Origin of the sequence: Janthinobacterium silvisoli, from assembly GCF_014200725.1 — a bacterium.
In the GTDB taxonomy this organism is placed as follows: domain Bacteria; phylum Pseudomonadota; class Gammaproteobacteria; order Burkholderiales; family Burkholderiaceae_D; genus Janthinobacterium.
The window spans coordinates 106342-124976 of sequence record NZ_JACHCL010000004.1 but is presented as its reverse complement, the minus strand read 5'-3'; the positions used below and the strand labels follow the sequence as shown (position 1 = coordinate 124976).

Genomic DNA, 18635 nt, shown 5'->3' with positions numbered 1-18635 from the left:
GGTTTACTTTGCTGAAAATAGGAACTACACTGTGTAGTGTAAATTGTATCTTGTTTTCCAACCACTGGGCACCATATGTTCTTGCACCATATTCTATTTCTGGGAATCCTGATCATCATGAGTTCTTGCACCCTGCGCGCCGAGCCTGCGGCCATCCTTGCTTCGCCACAGCAGCATGAAGGCAAATTCCGCAACCCCGTGCCCATGTTCAAGCTGGGCACGGCGGATACCGCCAAGCTGATGTGGACTTTCTTTTTCAACAAGCCGGATGGCACCGTGCCGACCAAGGCGGTACCCGTGCAAGCCTTGAGCCAGGCGCAATTGCTGGCCGCGCCCGACAATACCCTGTTCCGCCTCGGCCACTCGACCCTGCTGCTGAAACTCAATGGCCAGTTCTTCCTGACCGATCCGGTCTTTTCCGAGCGCGCGTCACCGGTGCAGTGGGCCGGACCGAAACGTTTTCACCAGCCGCCGATCAGCATCGCTGATTTGCCACCGATCAAGGCCGTGATCCTGTCGCACAACCATTACGATCACCTGGACTATGCGGCCGTGCTGGAACTGGCGGCCAAGACCGAACATTTTGTGGCGCCACTGGGCGTGGGTGATACCCTGGTGGAGTGGGGCATCCCGAAGGAGAAGGTGCAGCAGTTTGACTGGTGGCAAGGCACGACGATTGCTGACGTGAAATTGGTGGCGACGCCGTCGCAACACTTCTCGGGCCGTGGCTTGTTTGACGGCAACAAGACCCTGTGGGCATCCTGGGTTATCGAAGCGCCCGAAGTGCGCGTGTTCTTCAGCGGCGACTCCGGCTATTTCGATGGCTTCAAGAAAATCGGTGAAAAATATGGTCCGTTTGACCTGACCATGATCGAGACCGGCGCCTACGATAAACAGTGGCCTGACATTCATATGCAACCCGAAGAAACCTTGCAGGCGCACCTCGATTTACAGGGGAAATGGTTGCTGCCCGTGCATAACGGCACCTTCGACCTGGGCTTGCATGTATGGCACGAGCCGTTCGACCGCATCGCCGGCCTGGCCGAGAAGCAGGGCGTGGACATGACGACGCCCCAGATGGGGGAAGCCCTCAATCTGAAGCAGCCGCACCACGGCGAGAAATGGTGGTTGCCCGTGTTGCAGCAAGAGCTGACTGAATAAACTAAGCTGTTACGTCGATCAGGCGTCCGATCGTCTGGCCGATGCTGTTGAGTTGGCCGGCCGGTGTCTGCGCCGGTTTCGGCGGGACGGGGATCTCGATGGCCCTGTCCAGTTGCGGCTGCTTGATGGCCGGCGTGGCGTCCGCCCGCGCTTGCTGGCTGCTGCGTTCGGTATCGCGCAACTGTTCCTGTTCCTTCACCAGCTGCTGACGGCTTTGCGCCAGTTGCTCGCTGTCGCGCTGCACCTGGTTTTGTCCCTGCTCGACGCGCCGCTGCGCCGTTGCCAGCGATGCCTGCAGATTGTTGACGGAGGTTAGCGATACCACGTTGGTCACCTTAGTAGAGGGTGGGGCGAAAGCGGCCGGGAGCGGCAAGCGTATGTGTATCGGCCGGAACACCAGCCTGCTTACTTTACCAAAATCAAGATTAGGATAAATTCTCGCATAGTTCCAGTAAATTGTGCTTTATTGATAATTCTATCGTGCGCAGAAAACATCGCCATCCTGGTAGCGATGTTTGGCAAGTATCATGGCGACAGTAAGTGCCTGCTTCTTTTTGTTCCCTATGAAAACCATTCATGCACGATGGCCCACCATGCGGCCTCAAGCGTAGCTGTCGTCATAAAATGTCCTATTCGATCAGGTTTAAATCGTTGTTTTCCTACCAATCCAACACGCCTTGAGGCGTCGCTTGTTTGACGAGCTCGGCTATAATCGTGGGTCATAGTTGGTTTTATTTGTCAGACAGACAGGTAGTTAATACATGAATCTCAAGAGCCTCGCAATTGCCCTCGGCATGTCGAAAACGACAGTCAGCAGGGCGTTGAACGGCTATCCGGAAGTCAATTCCCGCACCCGTGAAATCGTCCTCGCCGCCGCCAAGAAAGTTGGCTACCGGCCCAATCCCCTGGCGCGCAGCCTGGCGGTCGGCCGCAGCAATGTGCTGGGGACGATTTATCCATTACTGCCCGGCGACCTGGGCGACAGCCTGTTTCTATCCATCATCAATGGCATGTCGGGCGCCGTGGAAGCGGCGAAGATGAGTTTGATCATTGCTCCCGTGTCGCCCGAGAATGAACTGGCGTCCTATGAATCGCTGGTGCTGGGCCGTCAGGTCGATGGCCTGCTAGTGTGCCGCACCCGCGTGCGTGACGAGCGCATCGCGTATCTGACGCGGGTCGGTTTTCCGTTCGTGGCGCATGGGCGCACGCGCGTCGATGCACCGTATGCGTATTTTGACTATGACAACGATACAGGCATCGACCTGGCGCTGACGTTTCTGCTGGCGCATGGCCACCAGCGCATCGCGCTGCTCAGCGCGCCGCTGGATGTGCACTTTGCGCTGGAGCGCAAGGAAAGCTTTATCCGTGGCATGACGAAAGCGGGTTTGTTGCCCGATCCCCGCCATATGCTCGACAATACCTTCGACCGGCGCAGCGGTTATCACGCCATGCAGCAACTGCTGGTCTGTTCGCCCCGTCCCTCGGCCGTCATCGTCGACAACCATTTATCCGGCATGGGCGCCGTGCGTGCGCTGATGGATGCCGGCATCAAGATCGGCAAGGAAATCTCCGTGATCGTCTGGGGCAGCCTGGAAGACAGTTTGATCGGCATCAATGTCACCACCATCGACCAGCCCGACCTGCCGCGCGCGGGCGCCAAGATGGTCGAAATGCTGCAAGCGCTGCTGGCCGGCACGCCGCCTGAAAAACTGCAGGAAATCTGGCAGCCGGTACTTTTGCCCGGAGCGACAGTGGGACGCTGCCCCGATTGAGCAAAAAAAACGCAGAGCCTGGACTCTGCGTTTTTGCTTTTCTAACTACGCTTTTACGCCGCGTGCTTGCTGCCTTGCGCCAATACCGCCAACAAGCGCGCCTTGTCCTTGCGATACGTGGCGACCGCCGCTTCCTTGACGTGGCCGAAGCCGCGGATTTTTTCGGGCAGGCTGGCCAGTTCCACGCAAGTGCCGTGGTTCTCAGCCGTCATATTGGCCAGCAGGCTGGCCAGCATTTCGCGGTACTCGACGATCAGCGCCCGTTCCATCTTGCGCTCGGCCGTGTAGCCGAAGACATCGAAGGTGCCGCCGCGCAAGCCCTTGGCTTTCGCCAGCAGATGGAAGGCGCGCCACATCCACGAACCGAACTCCGCTTTCACGAGGTGGCCCTTGGCATCTTTCTTGGCGAACAGCGGTGGCGCCAGGTTGAATTTCACGGAGAAATTGCCTTCAAATTGCTGCTGCAATTGCTCCACGAACCGCCCGTCCGTGTACAAGCGCGCCACTTCGTATTCATCCTTGTAGGCCAGCAATTTGAAGTAGGACTTGGCGACGGCGGTCGACAGTTTCTGGCCCAGTCCCAGGGTGTTTTCGCGGTCGCGCACCTGCTTGACCAAGGTCAGGTAGCCGTCGGCATAGGCGGCGTTCTGATAGCTGGTGAGGAACTCCACGCGCTTCTTGATCACGCTATCGAGGCTTTGCGGCATTTGCACGATGATCGCTTGCGACGGCGTGGCGATTTGCGTGACCTTGCGTACGTCGAATGCGGCGCGGCGGCCCCACAGGAAACTTTTCTTGTTCGATTCGATCCCGACGCCATTCAATTCGATGGCGCGCAGCAAGGACGCTTCTGTCAACGGAATGCGGCCCTTTTGCCAGGCGTAACCGAGCATGAACAGGTTGGCGGCGATCGAGTCGCCCATCAGCGCTGTGGCTAATTTTGTCGCGTCGATAAAGTCAGCCGCGTCGGCACCGCCCACGGATTCCTCGATCAGCTGGCGCACTTCTGCCGTCGGGTATTGCCAATCGGCGTTTTGCGCAAACGTGCCCGGTGGTTGTTCATGCAGGTTGACCACGGCCAGGCTGCGGCCCGGACGCATTTTCGATACGGCATCCTGCGCGCCGGCCGTCAGCATGTCGCAGCCCAGTATCAGGTCGGCTTCGCCGGTGGCGATGCGCTGGGCGCGGATGCGGGCCGGCGAACCGGCAATCTTCACGTGGGAAGTGACGGAACCATTCTTTTGCGACATGCCGGTCATGTCCAGCACGGATGCGCCCTTGCCTTCCAGGTGGGCCGCCATGCCCATCAGCGCGCCGACGGTGATCACGCCCGTGCCGCCGATGCCGTTGATCAAGATGTTGTAGGGCGCGTCGCAGACGGGCAGTACCGGCTCGGGCAAGGGGCCGAAGTTATCGACTTCATCTTTCTTGCCGGCACCGGTCTTGGTCTTTTTCAGGCTGCCGCCTTCGACCGTGACAAAGCTGGGGCAAAAACCCTTGGCGCAGGAGTAATCCTTGTTGCAAGAGGATTGGTCGATGGTGCGCTTGCGGCCGAATTCCGTTTCTTTCGGCAAGATCGACACGCAGTTCGATTGCAGACCGCAATCGCCGCAGCCTTCGCAGACGGCGTCGTTGATGACCATGCGTTTGGCTACGTCAGGGTATTCGCCTTTTTTGCGGCGCCGGCGTTTTTCCGCCGCACAAGTTTGATCGTAGATCAGCACCGACACGCCTGGCACTTCGCGCAGTTCGCGCTGCACGGCGTCCATGTCCTTGCGGTCGTGCAAGGTCAGGTGCGCAGGCAGATTGCTGCGGTCGGCATAGCGTGACAGGTCTTCCGTCACCAGCGCGATACGGGCGATACCTTCGGCTGCAACCTGTTGCGCCATCATCGGCACGGTGATGAGTCCGTCGACCGGCTGGCCGCCCGTCATGGCGACGGCGTCGTTGTACAAAATCTTGTAGGTGATGTTCACCTTGGCGGCCTGTGCTGCGCGGATGGCCAGGTAGCCTGAATGGAAATAGGTGCCGTCGCCCAGGTTCTGGAACACGTGCGGAATGCTGGAAAACGCCGCTTGTCCGATCCATGGCGCGCCTTCGCCGCCCATGTGGGTGGTCAGCTTGTTCATTTCCGGATAGATCGAGGTCGCCATCACGTGGCAGCCGATGCCGGCCAGCGCCAGGCTGCCGTCGGGCACCTTGGTCGAGGTATTGTGCGGGCAACCCGAGCAGTAAAACGCTGGGCGAAACGGCGTGTTGACGGCTTTTTTCAGGACCGCATCCTTGGCGTCGAGAAAGCTCAGGCGCGCCTTGATCAGGTCGCAGGTGACAGGATCGGAAATCAGCCGCGCGATGCGGCTGGCGATCACGCGCGCTACTTGCGAGACGGAAAAATCCGCCTTGGAAGTCAGCAGCCATTCGCCGCGCGGCGCTACCCATTCGCCTTTTTCATCGAACTTGCCGATCACCTTGGGACGCACGTCGTCGCGCCAGTTATACAGTTGCTCCTTGAGCTGGTATTCGACGATTTGCCGCTTTTCTTCGACGACCAGAATTTCATCGAGACCTTGCGCGAACTCGCGCACGCTGTCCGGTTCCAGCGGCCACGGCATGGCCACCTTGAACAGGCGCATGCCGACCTCTGCCGCCATTTTCTCGTCGATGCCCAGTTCTTCCAGCGCTTCCAGTACATCGAGATACGATTTACCTGAAGCAATAATGCCCAGCTTGGCGTTCGGACTGTCGATGGTGGTGTGGTTGAGCTTATTCTCGCGCGCGTAAGCCAGCGCCGCATAGATCTTGTAGTCCTGCATCAGCGCTTCCTGGTTGCGCGCTTGCTGGCCCAGCGGAATGCTGGACAGGCGCGCGTTCAGGCCGCCTTCGGGCATGACGAAATCCTGCGGAATTTTCACTTCCACGCGGAACGGATCGGCATCGATGGAGGCTGACGATTCCACCGTGTCGGCCAGCGCCTTGAAGGCCACCGTACAGCCGGAAAAACGCGACATGGCCCAGCCGTGGATGCCCAGGTCCAGGTATTCCTGCACATTGCAGGGGTACAGCACAGGGATCATTGAGGCCGAAAATAAATGGTCGGACTGGTGCGGCAGGGTCGAGGAATACGCGCCATGGTCGTCGCCGGCCACCAGCAGCACGCCGCCCAGTTTGGACGTGCCTGCATGGTTCATATGCTTGAAGACATCGCCGCAGCGGTCCACGCCGGGGCCCTTGCCATACCACATGGCAAATACGCCGTCGTACTTGGCCGGGCCGATCAAGTCCACTTGCTGCGAACCCCAGACGGCGGTGGCGGCCAGGTCTTCATTGACGCCCGGCACGAATTGCACGTGGTGCGCTTCCAGCTGTGGCTTGGCTTTCCACAAGTTTTCATCGAGGCCACCCAGCGGCGATCCACGATAACCGGAAATGAAGCCGGCCGTGTTCAGGCCCGCCGCCTGGTCGCGCAGGCGCTGCATCATCGGCAGGCGCACCAGGGCCTGGATGCCCGATAAAAAGATGGCGCCGGAAGTGGCCGTGTATTTATCGTCGAGGCTGACTGTGGTCAAACGGGAAGTGTCGGGGGGCGTAGATGGCGCGGCACCGGCGTTTCTAGCGAACGCTGCGGAGCCGTTTTCCGTGGTTACGGACATGGCTGTCTCCAAAAGGGTGTTTCAGATGACGTCTGCACAGAACGGCGCCCGGTAAGGCGCGCCCGGTGCAGGCGGAATTGCCGCGTGTGCGCGGCCAGGTCAGTGTAGGGCGAGGGGGGTATGGTGGCTAATACGGTTTGACGATGGGGGTATAAGAAAAAATGATATGGCGGCGTTACCGCCCTGGCATGGCGATATCGCTCAGCAGTTCTTCGGTGGCGTGGGCAAAGCGCGCGATCAAAAAGTCCAGCAGCAGCCGCACGCGGGGCGCCATGTATTTGCTGCTGTGAAATACGGCATGGACACCGGCCTCGCTGGCGCTGAAACCGGGCAACAGAATTTTCAGCTTGCCGGCACGGATATCCGCTGCAGCGTCCCAGATGGTCTTGCGCGCGATGCCATGGCCGGCCAGCGCCCAGCTGCGGGCCAGCGCGCCGTCATTGGTTTCCCAAGCCTGCTCCATCGTCACGGTATGGCTCCACTGCTGCTCGCCCTGCGCAAAATGAAAGGTGTTCAAGGGGCCGGCCGCCGTGACCAGCACGATAAATTGATGGCCGGCCAACTCCTCCGGGGAGCTGGGCTCGCCGTGGCGCGCCAGGTAGTCGGGCGCGGCGCACAGCACACGCCAGTTGGGCGCCAGCGGGCGGGCGATCAGCGAGCCGTCCTGTGGCCGTCCAAAACGGATCGCCAGGTCGATATCGTCCTGCAGCAGATTCGACATGGAATCGGACAGGGTCAGGGCAATCTTCAAGTCGGGATGCTGGCTGATGAACTCCTCCAGCCATTGGTTCAGCAGATGGCGGCCAAAGTCGGCTGACGCTGAAATGCGCAGCTTGCCGCGCACCCCGTTCTTTCCTTCCTGCAGCACCGCTTCTGCCTCGTCTATTGCACGCAGGGCGATCAGGCAATGCTGCAAATACAGGCGGCCTTCCTCGGTCAGGCGCAACTGACGCGTGCTGCGGTCAAACAATCTGGTGTGCAAGGCCGCTTCCAGCTTGAACAGCCGCGCACTGGCGGCGGCAGGCGATAGCGCGAGTTTCCGCCCGGCGGCGGACAAGCTGCCCAGTGCGGCTGCTTCGGCAAACAGGCGCATGTCGCCCAGTCGGTCAGTGGCCATTATCAATGTAGATTTGAAATTTTTTCAAATGGTACGCCAATTATCAAATCTAAGACACGGGCGCAAAGTGATGCATTGACCAACCATGCAATCACGAAAGATCCAACCATGAATCACAGTAGCTGCCATCCCGTAACAAGCGAGCGCCTGCCGGTGGCGGCCTTGCTGGCGCTGACCATGGCCAGCTTTATTGCGACCGCGAATGAAACCGTGCCGGCCGGCCTGCTGCCGCAGATCGCCGAGGGTTTCGGCATATCGTTAGCGTGGGCCGGGCAACTGGTGACCTTGTGCGCCCTGGGTTCAGGCCTGGCGGCGATACCCTTGACCATCGCCACACGCAGCTGGCGGCGGCAAGCGGTGCTGCTGCTGGCCCTGGCCGGCTTTTTTATCTGCAATGCCGTGACGGCCTGGTCCATCTATTACGGTGTGACCTTGTGCGCCCGCTTCATGGTGGGCATCGCTACCGGCCTGGCCTGGAGCTTGCTAGCAGGCTATGCGCGGCGCATGGTGGCGCCGCCGCTGCAAGGCCGCGCGATGGCGCTGGCCATGCTGGGCATACCGCTGGCGCTGGCGCTCGGTGTGCCGCTGTCTGCCTGGCTGGGCAGCTTGGTCGGCTGGCGCAATATCTTTGCCATCTTGTCCGGGCTGAGCCTGTTACTGATGGCCTGGGTGCGCCTGGCCGTGCCAGACTATCCGGGGCAGCCGGCCACAGAACGCATTGCCATGCGCGATGTGTTGACGACGCCCGGCGTGCGCCCCGTGCTGTGCGTGATCATGGCCTGGATCCTGGCGCACTACACGCTCTACACCTATATTGCGCCTTTCCTTGCCGCCATCGGCCTGGGCGACCGTCTCAACCTGGCGCTGCTGGTCTTTGGCGCCGCTGCGATGATCGGCATCTGGATCACCGGCTTGCTGGTCGACCGCTGGCTGCGCCCGCTGGTGCTGCTCAGCCTGGGCGCGTTTGCCGTGGCTGCGCTGGTGCTGGCGCTGGGTAGTGTTCCTCCGTCCATGGTGTATCTGAGCGTCGCCGTGTGGGGCTTGAGCTTCAGTGGCGCGCCGACCTTGCTGCAGACCGCCCTGGCGGACGCTGCAGGCGAAGGCGCCGATGTTGCCCAGTCCATGCTGGTGACGGTCTTCAATCTGGCGTTCGCCGGCAGCGGCGTGCTCGGTGGCCTGCTGCTGGAAACGGCGGGTGCAGCAACCATCCCGTGGGTACTGCTGGGATTGCTGCTGCTGGCGCTGTTCATCGCCTGGCAGGCCAGGACGCATGGCTTTAGCACGCGCCGGCATGCCAATAGTTGATGCAAGCTCCATTGAGACGCATACTGGTGCTTCGATTGATTATGCATACCAGCGAGCTTGCCGATGACACATCCTGTTGCCCTCATCACCGGTTCCACGTCCGGCATCGGCGCCGCCATCGCGCGCCGGCTCTCGCAGGACGGTTATGCCGTGGTGCTGCACTCGCGCAGTTCGCACGAGGCGGGCCAGGCGCTGGCCACAGAACTTGGCATGGCGACCTATGTGCAGGCCGACCTGGCAATCGATGCTGAACGCGTGCGGCTGGTGCAGCAGGCGGTGGTCCATTGGGGACGGCTCGATGTGCTGGTCAATAACGCCGGTATCAGCCAAGTCATCGCGCATGCCGACCTGGCGGCGGCCACCCCGGCAGTCTGGCAAAGACTGCACGAAATCAATGTGATCGCGCCTTTCCGGCTGATTGCCGAGGCGGAAGCGGCCTTGCGCGAGTCGGCACGGCGTGGCGGCGCCGCCTGCGTGGTCAATATCAGTTCGCATGCGGGCGTGCGTCCCAAGGGCGCATCGATACCCTATGCGGCCGGCAAGGCGGCGCTGAACCACATGACGCGTTTGCTGGCCCTCTCGCTGGCGCCCGAGATCCGCGTCAATGCCGTCGCGCCCGGCCTGGTGGATACGCCGCTGACAGCCGACTGGACGGCCGCCCAGCAACTGTGGCGCGAGCGCTCGCCGATGCGCCGCGCCGCGCAGCCGGAAGATATCGCCCAGGCCGTGGCGATGCTGGTCGCATCGAACTACCTGACGGGAGAAATCCTGTTATCCGATGGGGGCTTGAATCTCACTTGAGATTGACGAACAGGGCGACGCCAGGGAGCTACCGGCTGCGTGGTGAGAACCGGGAAGGTTGCGTAAAGGCCAGCCGTTGGCAAATTGGCTGCCGGCATCCGGAAAAGGCCGTCCAGCGCCGGGGCCAGCATCAGATGACGCATTTCCCGGTAATGCGTGTACACGGCGGCTTGTTCAACCATCCATGCCGTGAAAGAGTGCATCGTCAGGTCCGATAAAGCGCGGTGCCTTCCAGCTTGCATCACGCAGCGAATGCGGTACCTGATCAGCGACGCCTAATAAAGAGGCGAACAGCGCCATCCGGACGGGGATGCCGTTATCGGTCTGGCGGAAGATCGCCAGACGAGGGTCATGCAAAAGATCCGTGCCAAGGTCATTGGCACCCGGACGGCTATCGCGCGGCAAGGGGTGCATGATCAGTGTGTCTGGTCCGCAAACAGAATTGACCAGGGCTTGATTGATCTGGAACTCCGGGGTGTATCCTTCAATTGTCTCGTTAGCAAAGCGTTCTTTTTGTATGCGCGTGGCATATACAACGTCGGCGCCGCGTAGTCCATTGACGAGATCCGACGTCTGTTCCACGACGTTGCCATTGACTGCGATACGTTCGATGATATGTGCCGGCATTTCCAATTCTGCCGGTGCGATCAGGGTGAACTTGATGCCGCTATAGAGCGCCAGCAATTTGCTCAGTGAGTGCACCGTACGGCCATATTTCAAATCGCCGACGATGGCAATGTGGGCGCCGTCGACAATTTTCCCTAATCGGGAGAATTCGCGCTGTATGGTGTACAGATCGAGCAGTGCCTGGCTGGGGTGTTCACCGGGGCCATCTCCGGCATTCAGGACGGGAATGTTGGTGGCACGCGCGAATTCCGCGACGGACCCTTGATCCGGATGGCGCACGACAAGCGCGTCAACATAGCCGCTCAACACGCGGCTGGTGTCATAGATCGATTCTCCCTTTGCCATCGAGGAAAAAGTAAAGCCCGTGGTATCGCATACGGAACCGCCAAGCCGGCAAAAGGCCGCCCCGAAACTCACACGTGTGCGGGTACTGGCTTCGAAAAACAGATTCCCCAGCACCGCGCCTTCCAATACCCGTGAAATTTTCTGCCTGCGGGCGATGGGCTGCATCACGTCCGCCAATCGAAAGAGCGCCTCCGCTGAGCCGCGCGAGAATTGATCGACGGAAAGCAGGCAGGGTTTGCCCTCGTGAGTAATGCTTAAATCCGAAGTGGAGTATACGCTCTGCGTAGATGTATGGGCGGCGGAGGCTAGGATTTCACTGACAAAGCGTTCAACGATTTCCGGCATGCGCCGAAACTCCTGCGACTCGGCTGGCAGTAACCACGTATCGAGCGCACGCCGGCTGACGCCTATCCGTGACGAAAATGCTTCTCGCGTCAGGTTCAGCCGACGCATTGTATCTCGTAGAAAACTTTGTTGTTGAATACTCATTGCCAGCACCATATAAATGTACACAATGCGTATTTTAATTGATTGCTTTGATTCATGGCAATCAGATTGATGTACATATTGCGTAGTGTCACAATTGCCGGAAGTGGGGGGCACTCACCGGTCGAGCGGTTCACGCAATCACATGGCATATTTCGCGCTGACCCGGCCCGGCCTGCGCATCCATCGTCCGGCAGCGGTGCTGCAAGCCGCTATCGAACCGCCCGGCGGCATAGTCCTGTGCGATTTTGTTCCTGCCGAAGAATGACTGCACGTAGCGCGGTTTGCCTGGCGATTTAGCCTTGCCGGGCTCAGCCAGGCTGCTCTCCGCTTTCCGGCTTGGAGGCCGACAGCATTTGCGCGCCGACCCAACGTCCGCTGGCACACAGCTCGCCCGCCACTTGCAGCACCAGGTTTTTCACGGCCGTGCCCGCATTGGTAAGCGGGATGTTTTTTGAGGCGCACAGGGCTACCGTGCGCGACAGGGCAGGGCTGTGGATGGCGTAGCTGCGCATGGCGCCGCTGTCCAGTTCGGCCAGCAGCGGCGCGGTGGGCAGGATGGTGGCGCCCATGTCGGCCAGGATGGCCGATTTCAGGATGGCGATCGAGTTGATCTCAATCACCTTGCTGGTAGTCAAGCCAGCTGCGCGGGCGCGGCTAGCGATACGTGGACGCACGCCATGCTGCAGGCCGGGCAAGATCAGGGTTGTCGCCAGCGCCTGCTGGAATGACAGCGCGTTGCCGGTGGGCGCGAACGCGGAATGGGCGCGGCAAATGAAGCGCATCTCTTCTTCCACCAGCGGGCTGCAGGCGAACGGTGTCAGCTGGCCATCGTCGAATAGCACGGCCAGGTTGATGCGGCCTGATTTCAGCTGTTCATTGAGGTTGCCCGTGATCTCTTCCGTCAATTGCAGGGTGATCTCGGGGTAACGCTCGCGCGCGGCCAGCAGCAGGGGCAGGGCCAGCGCGCCAGAGATGCTGTGCGGCAGGCCCAGGGTCACATTGCCCGATGGCCGGGTGGCGCTCTGGGTGACAGCCGAGCGGGCGTCGGCCACCTGTTTCAGGATCGCCTGCGCGTGTTCATAAAAAATCTTGCCAGCGTCGGTGCTGAGCACGCCTTGTGCCGAACGGTGCAGCAGCTGCACGCCCAGTTCTTCTTCCAGCTGGCGCAGCTGCTGCGTCAGCGCCGGCTGCGCCACGTGCAGGTTCAGCGCCGCGCGCGACAGCGAGCCGTGGTCGACAATGGCGACGAAGTATCGAAGTTGACGCAATTCCATGTGCTGCCAGTCTCACAAGCGAAGTCGGTATCTGCGGTGCGCCAGGCGCTGGCCACAGGCTTTTGCCGCGGGAAAAACACGCGCTACATGCCGCCTGGCGCGCATGGGTCCCGCCCTTGCATATTTGTTATACTCATTCTAGCGCTTCCGGTACACCAGCACGCTTAATTTGTGGGATGGCTGCATGTTCAAGAAAGTAGATTCCTCGCAATTAAAAGTCGGCATGTACATCCATGATCTGAGCTGTGACTGGATGACGCACCCGTTCGTGCGCAACCGTTTCCTGTTGCGCAGCGACGAAGAAATCCGCAAGATCATCCAGGCTGGCATCCATGATGTGGTGATCGACAGCAGCAAGGGGCTCGACGTGCAGGATGCGCCCACCCTGGCGCAAGCCCGGGCGGCCACCGAGCGCGAACTGGTGCAGATCGTCAGTGCGCCGCCGGTGGTCACGCGCATTTCGCTGGGCATGGAGCTGGCCAGGGCAACGCAGGTGCGCAGCCAGGCCACGTATCTGGTGCGCACCGTGATGGCCGATGCGCGGCTGGGCAAGGCGGTCGAACTGGACCGGGTGCAGCACACGGTGCAGGATATTACCGAATCGATCCTGCGCAACCCGGGCGCCTTGCCAGGTTTGCTGCGCATCAAGAACAAGGATGACTACACCTTTCTGCATTCGGTCAGCGTGTGCGCGTTGCTGGTGGCGTTTTGCCGCTCGCGCGGCCTCGATGCCGCGACCACGCACCAGGCGGGCCTGGGCGGCTTGCTGCACGATACAGGCAAGGCGCTGGTGCCTGATGGCGTGCTGAACAAGCCGGGGCCGTTGACGCCGGAAGAATTTGAACTGATCAAGCGCCATCCGCGCGATGGCTACGACATCCTGCGCCAGTCGCCGGAAATCGGGCCGATACCGCTCGATATCGCCTTGCATCACCATGAACGGCGCGATGGCAGCGGTTATCCGGACAAGCTGGCCGGCGACGCCATCAGCGAACTGGCGCAGATGGCGGCCATCGTTGATGTGTATGACGCGCTGACCTCGGACCGCAGTTACCACAAGGGCATACCGGCGGCGGAAGCGTTGCGCAAGATCTATGAATGGAGCAAATTCCACTTCAATCCCGTGTTCGCGCAAGACTTCATGCGCTGCGTGGGTATCTATCCGGTAGGCACCATGGTGATGCTGGAGTCGGGCCGCCTGGCGGTAGTGATCGAAGCGCACGAGAGCAATCTGCTGGCGCCGAAGGTGAATGTATTCTTCAGTACGAAAAGCAAAACCTACATCAAGCCCGAGACGATAGACCTGTCGCGCGGCGTCGGTTTTGGCGGCGCCGACAAGATCGTCGGCCATGAGTCGGCGGCCAAGTGGCAGGTCGATCCGATGCGCTTCCTGTCATTAGCAGACGCCTAGAAGAACTCCGCCGTGTCGTTGGAGGCTATCGTAGTTAACATGCCCTTCGCCACCAGCTCATCATAATGGCAGGCAAGATTGCGGCCGTGGCTCTTGGCGTAATACAGCGCCTGGTCGGCGCGGCCCAGGATGATCACCGGCGCTTCAAAGGCGCTGATGCTGACGAAACCCACGCTGACGGTGACTCTCCCCACTTGCGGAAAATCATGCGCTTCGACATTGGTGCGGAAGCGGTCGATGATTTTCTGCGCGTTTTCCAGGGTGATCGAGCGCAGCAGCACGACGAACTCCTCGCCGCCGAACCGGAAGATGCGGTCTTGCGAGCGGAACGATGACTGCAGCAGGTTGGCGATCAGGATCAGCACTTCATCGCCATACAGATGGCCGAACTTGTCGTTGACCAGCTTGAAATGGTCGACGTCGATCACGGCCAGCCACTGGCGCTCCGTGTCGCTGTGATGGCGCCGTTCGGCGTCAAACGGACGCGTTTTATCGGTCTCGCCATCGCCACGGCTTTGCAGGATCTTGGCCAGCTGGTCGTCGAAGGTCTTGCGGTTGAGCAAGCCGGTCAGCGAATCGCGTTCGCTGTAATCGAGCAAGTTCTGGAAATTGCGGTAGACGCTGACGATGCCGCCGATCACCTGGATGGTGGCGCCCGTGTACGGCGTGGGATTGGTGATTTCCAGGCAGGTGGTGACCTGGTCGCCGATCCAGATGGGTAGCCACAGCAGGTGTTGGCCATCGTCGGACACGGTGTCGGCGCTTGCTTCATGGCGTGTGATGCAAGCGGCCAGCGCCGGATAGTCAGCCAGCGGTTCGCCCGGTACGGAGGGATCGGGATTGTCTTCCATGCGGGCCACGCTGCCCGCCACGATGATGGCGCGCGAGCGTACGAACACCTGGCCACGCACGGTGGTCAACGCCAGCACACGGGTTTGTGACGCGGAAGCGAGTTCCTGGACCGCCGAGATCACGGAGATGTCGAGCATCGTGTGATCGCGGTGTCCCGTCATGTCCACCATGTGTTTCAGTAGGGAGTCCATTGTCGTTCTCTGGAAAGTAGTCACACTAATGTCGTCATACCAGCATTGCGCCAAGCAAGAGCATGTTCGCGTCCGTCTACAAGAAGCCAAGATTTATTTGGTGGCATGACACAACGCAGCGTACCTGAAAAATTGTCCAGCCCGGCGGTGTTATGTCTGGCGCCACACGTTTTTATCAGCCACCGCCGTGCGACAAGCCCTTCCAAAGAAGAACTAAGCAGGATAATGTCTTTTTGCCTAATAGGCAATTAACGTATGCAAGATTTCATGTAAATGCATGCGATTCTTGCTTGCCGTTGTAAAAAATGCCGTCAAGAAGTTGCAACTCTTTCTCGCAACAGCATCGCGACCAGCAGCCTATCTGGGCAGGCCTTGATAATTTCCACAAGGAAATTTGTGGCGCGTCAATTTGTCGAACTGCGCCTGTCCTATAGTCACTGTAATGGCACAGAAATTTACGGCAGGAAACATATTAGCAGGAATGGGCGATGTTTCACACCGGATTGCGCCAGGGACTTGTGATTCACTTTTGGGAGCTTGTCATGCATACCTTCCTGTCGGCAGTACAGCAGTTCGTCAAGGATGAGGACGGGATTACGGCAATCGAGTACGGCTTGATTGCGGCATTGATGGCAACAGCCATCACCGCCGGTTTCTTGCTGATCAAGACCAACCTGCTGTCTGTCCTCACCGAAATTTCGACCAACCTGGTGTTGAAAGACTAAGCAGGTACCGCCATCGGCCGGCCGGTGGCGGTTTTTCCCGAGAGGTATGCCCATGTCCGCCAAGGCGCTGTGTGACTTGCTGCTGCTGCTCTTCGTGACGGCTGCCGCCGTCAGCGACCTGGCGCGCCGCAAGATTCCGAATGGCTGGGTACTGGCAGGTATTGCTACCGCGCTGGTCCTGCAACTATGGCTATCGCCAGAACGCTTGCCCCTGGCCTGGCTGGGTGGCATGGCGACCGGGTTCTTCCTGTTCCTGCCTTTGTACGTGCTGCGCGGCATGGCCGCTGGCGACGTGAAACTGATGACCATGGTCGGTGCGTTTGCCGGCCCCTGGCCGGCCATGCTGATCTGCTTTACTACCTTCCTGTTCGGTGGCGTGATGGCGGTAGTGATGATCCTCTGGCAGGGCAGCTGGCGCGGCTGCCTGCGCAATATGCGCCAGCTGCTATGGCCGATGATCGCGCGCGCCGCCGGCGTACCGCTGGCGCCGATGCCGCTCGCCAGCCATGCCAGCGTGGGCAATATGCCGTATGGCCTGGCGATCGCGCTGGGCACGCTGGTGGTGCAAACCCATGATTATTTCTGAAACGCATTCATTGCTCTTAATCAATGGGCGCGGGAAGCTGCTCGGTAGAATGAATTTCTGATTGCCGCAGTCTTAATCTGGTTGGAGAAGCCGCATGAGCGAGGTCGACTATTCCCCACTTACCGAAAGCTTGCCGCGCCCGGCCGATGCGCAACTGATGCCGCCTTTGCCGCCGCAACCGAAGAGTCTGCGCGAGACGGGGCTGGAGCGGCAACTGGTGGTCGAACTGATCGCCAAGGCGATTTTTTTCGGCGGCAAGACCCATCTGTCCGTACTGGCCACGCGCTTGCGCCTGTCGATCAATGTCTTGCGCGAAGTGCTCGATTTCATGGTGGGCGAACAATTGGCTGAATTGGCCTGGCGCGGTGATTCCGATATCGATGTGCAATATCAACTGACCGGCCCCGGCAAGCAGCGTGCGAGCGATTTTCTCGAGCGCTGCGCGTATGTCGGCGCCGCGCCCGTCACGCTGGAAGCGTACCGCGCCATGGTGGCGCGCCAGTCGTGGCGGGCGCAGGAGCAGCGGATAGCCAGCGATGACCTGGCGGCCGTGCTCGGTGGCGCCCATGCCGGGCCGGGCATGCTCGACTTGCTGGGTGCGGCCCTGTATTCGGGACGCTCGCTGTTGCTGTACGGTGCGCCGGGCAGCGGCAAGTCGACGCTGGCGCGGCAACTGGGGCAATTGCTGCATGGCCTGGTAGCCGTGCCGTACGCCGTGGTCGTCGGCCAGGACATTATCCAGTTATACGATGCAGCGCAGCACCTGCCGCCGGCGCCGCAGCATGTCAGCCACGCGCGCCAAGTACTGGAGCGGCGCAGCACGGATATCCGCTGGGTGCTGTGCCAGCGTCCGGTGATACAGGTCGGCGCCGAACTCGATGCGGCCATGCTGGAACTGCGCTACGACAGCAGCAATGGCTGCTACCATGCGCCGCCCCATGTGCGTGCCAACAATGGCATGCTGATCGTCGATGACCTGGGCCGCCAGCGCGTGGGCGCGGCCGATGTGCTGACGCGGCTGATGCAGCCGCTGGCGCAGGGTACGGACCCGCAGAGCTTGCGTGGCGGGCTAGCAATCAGCATGCCCGTTGATCATGCCCTGGTGCTGGCCACCAACTTGCCGCCAGGCGAGTTGTTCGATGCCGCGCTGTTGCGCCGCCTGGGTTACAAGGTGGCAGTGGGAGCGCTCAGCGATAACGCCTACCGTGCCCTTTTCCGCCAGCAATGCCGGGTGGCCGGTATCGCTGTCGACGAGCTGGTGCTCAATCATCTGGTACTGCAGTTGCATGGCGGCGAAGGCCGGCCCTTGCTCGCTTGCTATCCATGTGAGTTGTTGGGGCGTATCGTCGATTTCGCCGGCTTTGCGGGCACGCCGCCGCAACTGACGCTGGCCACCCTGGAGCAAGCCTGGGCCAGCCTGTTTGCCAGCTGTGATGTGCCGCTGGGTAGCTTGTGCGAGAGCATCGTATGAAAAACCGCCGCGCCTTGCTGATGATGGGGCTCGCCATTGTGCTGGGCCTGCTGGCAGTGTTGCTGGCGTCGCATTGGCTGCTGCGCCAGACACCGGTTGGCAAGGGCAAGATCGTGGTGGCCGCCGCCGATGTCAACCTGGGCCAGCGTCTGACGCCGGACATGTTGCGCCTGGCCGAGTGGCCGGCGGAAAGCTTGCCGCAGGGCGCCTTGCAAGATCCTCAGCAACTGGTGGGGCGCGTGCTGAAAAGCAGCATGCTGCGCGGTGAACCGCTGAGCGAAGCCAAGCTGGCGCCGGCCGGTACCCTGGGCGGCCTGTCGGCGCTGATCACGGAAGGGCGGCGCGCCATTACCGTGCGCGTCAACGATGTGATCGGCGTAGCGGGATTTGCCTTGCCGGGCAACTATGTCGATATCATCGTCAGCACCCAGCAGGATGCTGGCGACCGTACCTTTCCGCAAAGCCGTAATATTTCCAAGATCGTGCTCGAACGCATACTGGTGCTGGCCGTGGCGCAGGAGGTCGGGCGCGATGAAACCAAGCCGCGCGTGGTCAATGCGGTGACTCTGGAGGTGACGCCGGAACAGGCGGAAAACCTGGACCTGGCGCGCAGCGTGGGCAGCCTGTCGCTGGTGCTGCGCAACCAGGTCGATCCACAGCCGGGCGTGACCACGGGCGCCACAAAGCTGAGCTTGCTGGGCGAGGTGCCAGAGGTCAAGCCCGCTACGCCTGCCGTTGTCGTTGCCGTGGCCGCCGCCATGTCACGCCGTGTGGCGCCAGTAAAACAGGAGGCCGCACGCCATTGCAGCACCGTGATCGATGGTATGCGCCAGTCGCGCGAATGCTTTTAGCCACCCC

At 60.7% G+C, this 18635-nt stretch carries 16 protein-coding genes; 10 read left to right on the top strand and 6 right to left on the bottom strand.

The features are described from left to right. Nucleotides 1-117: 117 nt before the first annotated feature. Nucleotides 118-1161, top strand: a complete 1044-nt coding sequence (locus HDE75_RS19585; protein ID WP_183679668.1) for an MBL fold metallo-hydrolase — start codon at nt 118-120, stop codon at nt 1159-1161. 1 nt (nt 1162) lies between these two features. Here HDE75_RS19585 and HDE75_RS19580 read toward each other — a convergent pair whose 3' ends face one another. Next, the gene (locus HDE75_RS19580) at nt 1163-1486 is read right to left on the bottom strand and encodes a hypothetical protein (protein WP_183679670.1); all 324 of its coding nucleotides are present in this window, start codon (nt 1484-1486) and stop codon (nt 1163-1165) included. 436 nt (nt 1487-1922) lie between these two features. On the opposite strand from HDE75_RS19580, the gene HDE75_RS19575 reads away from it, so the two are divergent. Then, nucleotides 1923-2933 carry a substrate-binding domain-containing protein gene (locus tag HDE75_RS19575; protein WP_183679673.1) on the top strand — a complete coding sequence of 337 codons (1011 nt, stop codon included), beginning with the start codon at nt 1923-1925 and terminating at the stop codon, nt 2931-2933. A gap of 53 nt (nt 2934-2986) precedes the next feature. On the opposite strand, the gene HDE75_RS19570 is transcribed toward HDE75_RS19575, so the two are convergent. Then, a complete protein-coding gene (locus tag HDE75_RS19570; RefSeq protein ID WP_183679675.1) occupies nt 2987-6583 on the bottom strand; it encodes an indolepyruvate ferredoxin oxidoreductase family protein in 3597 nt (1198 codons plus the stop codon). 175 nt (nt 6584-6758) lie between these two features. Next, on the bottom strand, nt 6759-7700 hold the full coding sequence (locus tag HDE75_RS19565) for a LysR family transcriptional regulator (protein WP_183679677.1): 942 nt from the start codon (nt 7698-7700) through the stop codon (nt 6759-6761). Nucleotides 7701-7808: 108 nt separating this feature from the next. Between HDE75_RS19565 and HDE75_RS19560 the strand changes: the two genes are divergently transcribed. Together HDE75_RS19560 and HDE75_RS19555 are read left to right on the top strand one after the other, a co-directional pair. Continuing rightward, nucleotides 7809-9005 (top strand): MFS transporter, encoded by a 1197-nt coding sequence (locus HDE75_RS19560; RefSeq protein ID WP_183679679.1) that lies wholly within the window; start codon nt 7809-7811, stop codon nt 9003-9005. A 63-nt stretch (nt 9006-9068) separates the two neighbouring features. Beyond that, nucleotides 9069-9806 (top strand): SDR family NAD(P)-dependent oxidoreductase, encoded by a 738-nt coding sequence (locus tag HDE75_RS19555; RefSeq protein ID WP_183679681.1) that lies wholly within the window; start codon nt 9069-9071, stop codon nt 9804-9806. A 174-nt stretch (nt 9807-9980) separates the two neighbouring features. Here HDE75_RS19555 and HDE75_RS19550 read toward each other — a convergent pair whose 3' ends face one another. After that, entirely contained in the window at nt 9981-11279 is a 1299-nt protein-coding gene (locus HDE75_RS19550) for an aspartate carbamoyltransferase (protein ID WP_409254927.1), read from the bottom strand. A 130-nt stretch (nt 11280-11409) separates the two neighbouring features. On the opposite strand from HDE75_RS19550, the gene HDE75_RS26850 reads away from it, so the two are divergent. Continuing rightward, nucleotides 11410-11532 (top strand): hypothetical protein, encoded by a 123-nt coding sequence (locus tag HDE75_RS26850; RefSeq protein ID WP_260174219.1) that lies wholly within the window; start codon nt 11410-11412, stop codon nt 11530-11532. A gap of 43 nt (nt 11533-11575) precedes the next feature. Here HDE75_RS26850 and HDE75_RS19545 read toward each other — a convergent pair whose 3' ends face one another. Next, nucleotides 11576-12541: a LysR substrate-binding domain-containing protein gene (locus HDE75_RS19545; protein WP_183679685.1), complete on the bottom strand. Its 966-nt coding sequence runs from the start codon at nt 12539-12541 to the stop codon at nt 11576-11578. Between the two features lie 184 nt (nt 12542-12725). Between HDE75_RS19545 and HDE75_RS19540 the strand changes: the two genes are divergently transcribed. After that, nucleotides 12726-13952, top strand: a complete 1227-nt coding sequence (locus HDE75_RS19540; protein ID WP_183679687.1) for an HD-GYP domain-containing protein — start codon at nt 12726-12728, stop codon at nt 13950-13952. Here HDE75_RS19540 and HDE75_RS19535 read toward each other — a convergent pair. Beyond that, complete coding sequence (locus HDE75_RS19535; protein ID WP_183679689.1) at nt 13949-14995, bottom strand: GGDEF domain-containing protein; 1047 nt, start codon at nt 14993-14995, stop codon at nt 13949-13951. The two genes, HDE75_RS19540 and HDE75_RS19535, sit on opposite strands and share 4 nt — an antisense overlap. A gap of 542 nt (nt 14996-15537) precedes the next feature. Here HDE75_RS19535 and HDE75_RS19530 point away from each other — a divergent pair. The 4 genes from HDE75_RS19530 to cpaB all read left to right on the top strand — a co-directional run bounded on the left by HDE75_RS19530 (nt 15538) and on the right by cpaB (nt 18628). Further along, the gene (locus tag HDE75_RS19530) at nt 15538-15720 is read left to right on the top strand and encodes a Flp family type IVb pilin (protein ID WP_183679691.1); all 183 of its coding nucleotides are present in this window, start codon (nt 15538-15540) and stop codon (nt 15718-15720) included. A gap of 52 nt (nt 15721-15772) precedes the next feature. After that, the gene (locus HDE75_RS19525) at nt 15773-16306 is read left to right on the top strand and encodes an A24 family peptidase (RefSeq protein WP_183679693.1); all 534 of its coding nucleotides are present in this window, start codon (nt 15773-15775) and stop codon (nt 16304-16306) included. Nucleotides 16307-16400: 94 nt separating this feature from the next. Further along, nucleotides 16401-17777 (top strand): ATP-binding protein, encoded by a 1377-nt coding sequence (locus HDE75_RS19520; protein ID WP_183679695.1) that lies wholly within the window; start codon nt 16401-16403, stop codon nt 17775-17777. Beyond that, a complete protein-coding gene (gene cpaB, locus HDE75_RS19515; protein ID WP_183679697.1) occupies nt 17774-18628 on the top strand; it encodes a Flp pilus assembly protein CpaB in 855 nt (284 codons plus the stop codon). Before HDE75_RS19520 ends, cpaB begins: the two co-directional genes overlap by 4 nt. The last annotated feature ends 7 nt before the right edge of the window (nt 18629-18635 follow it).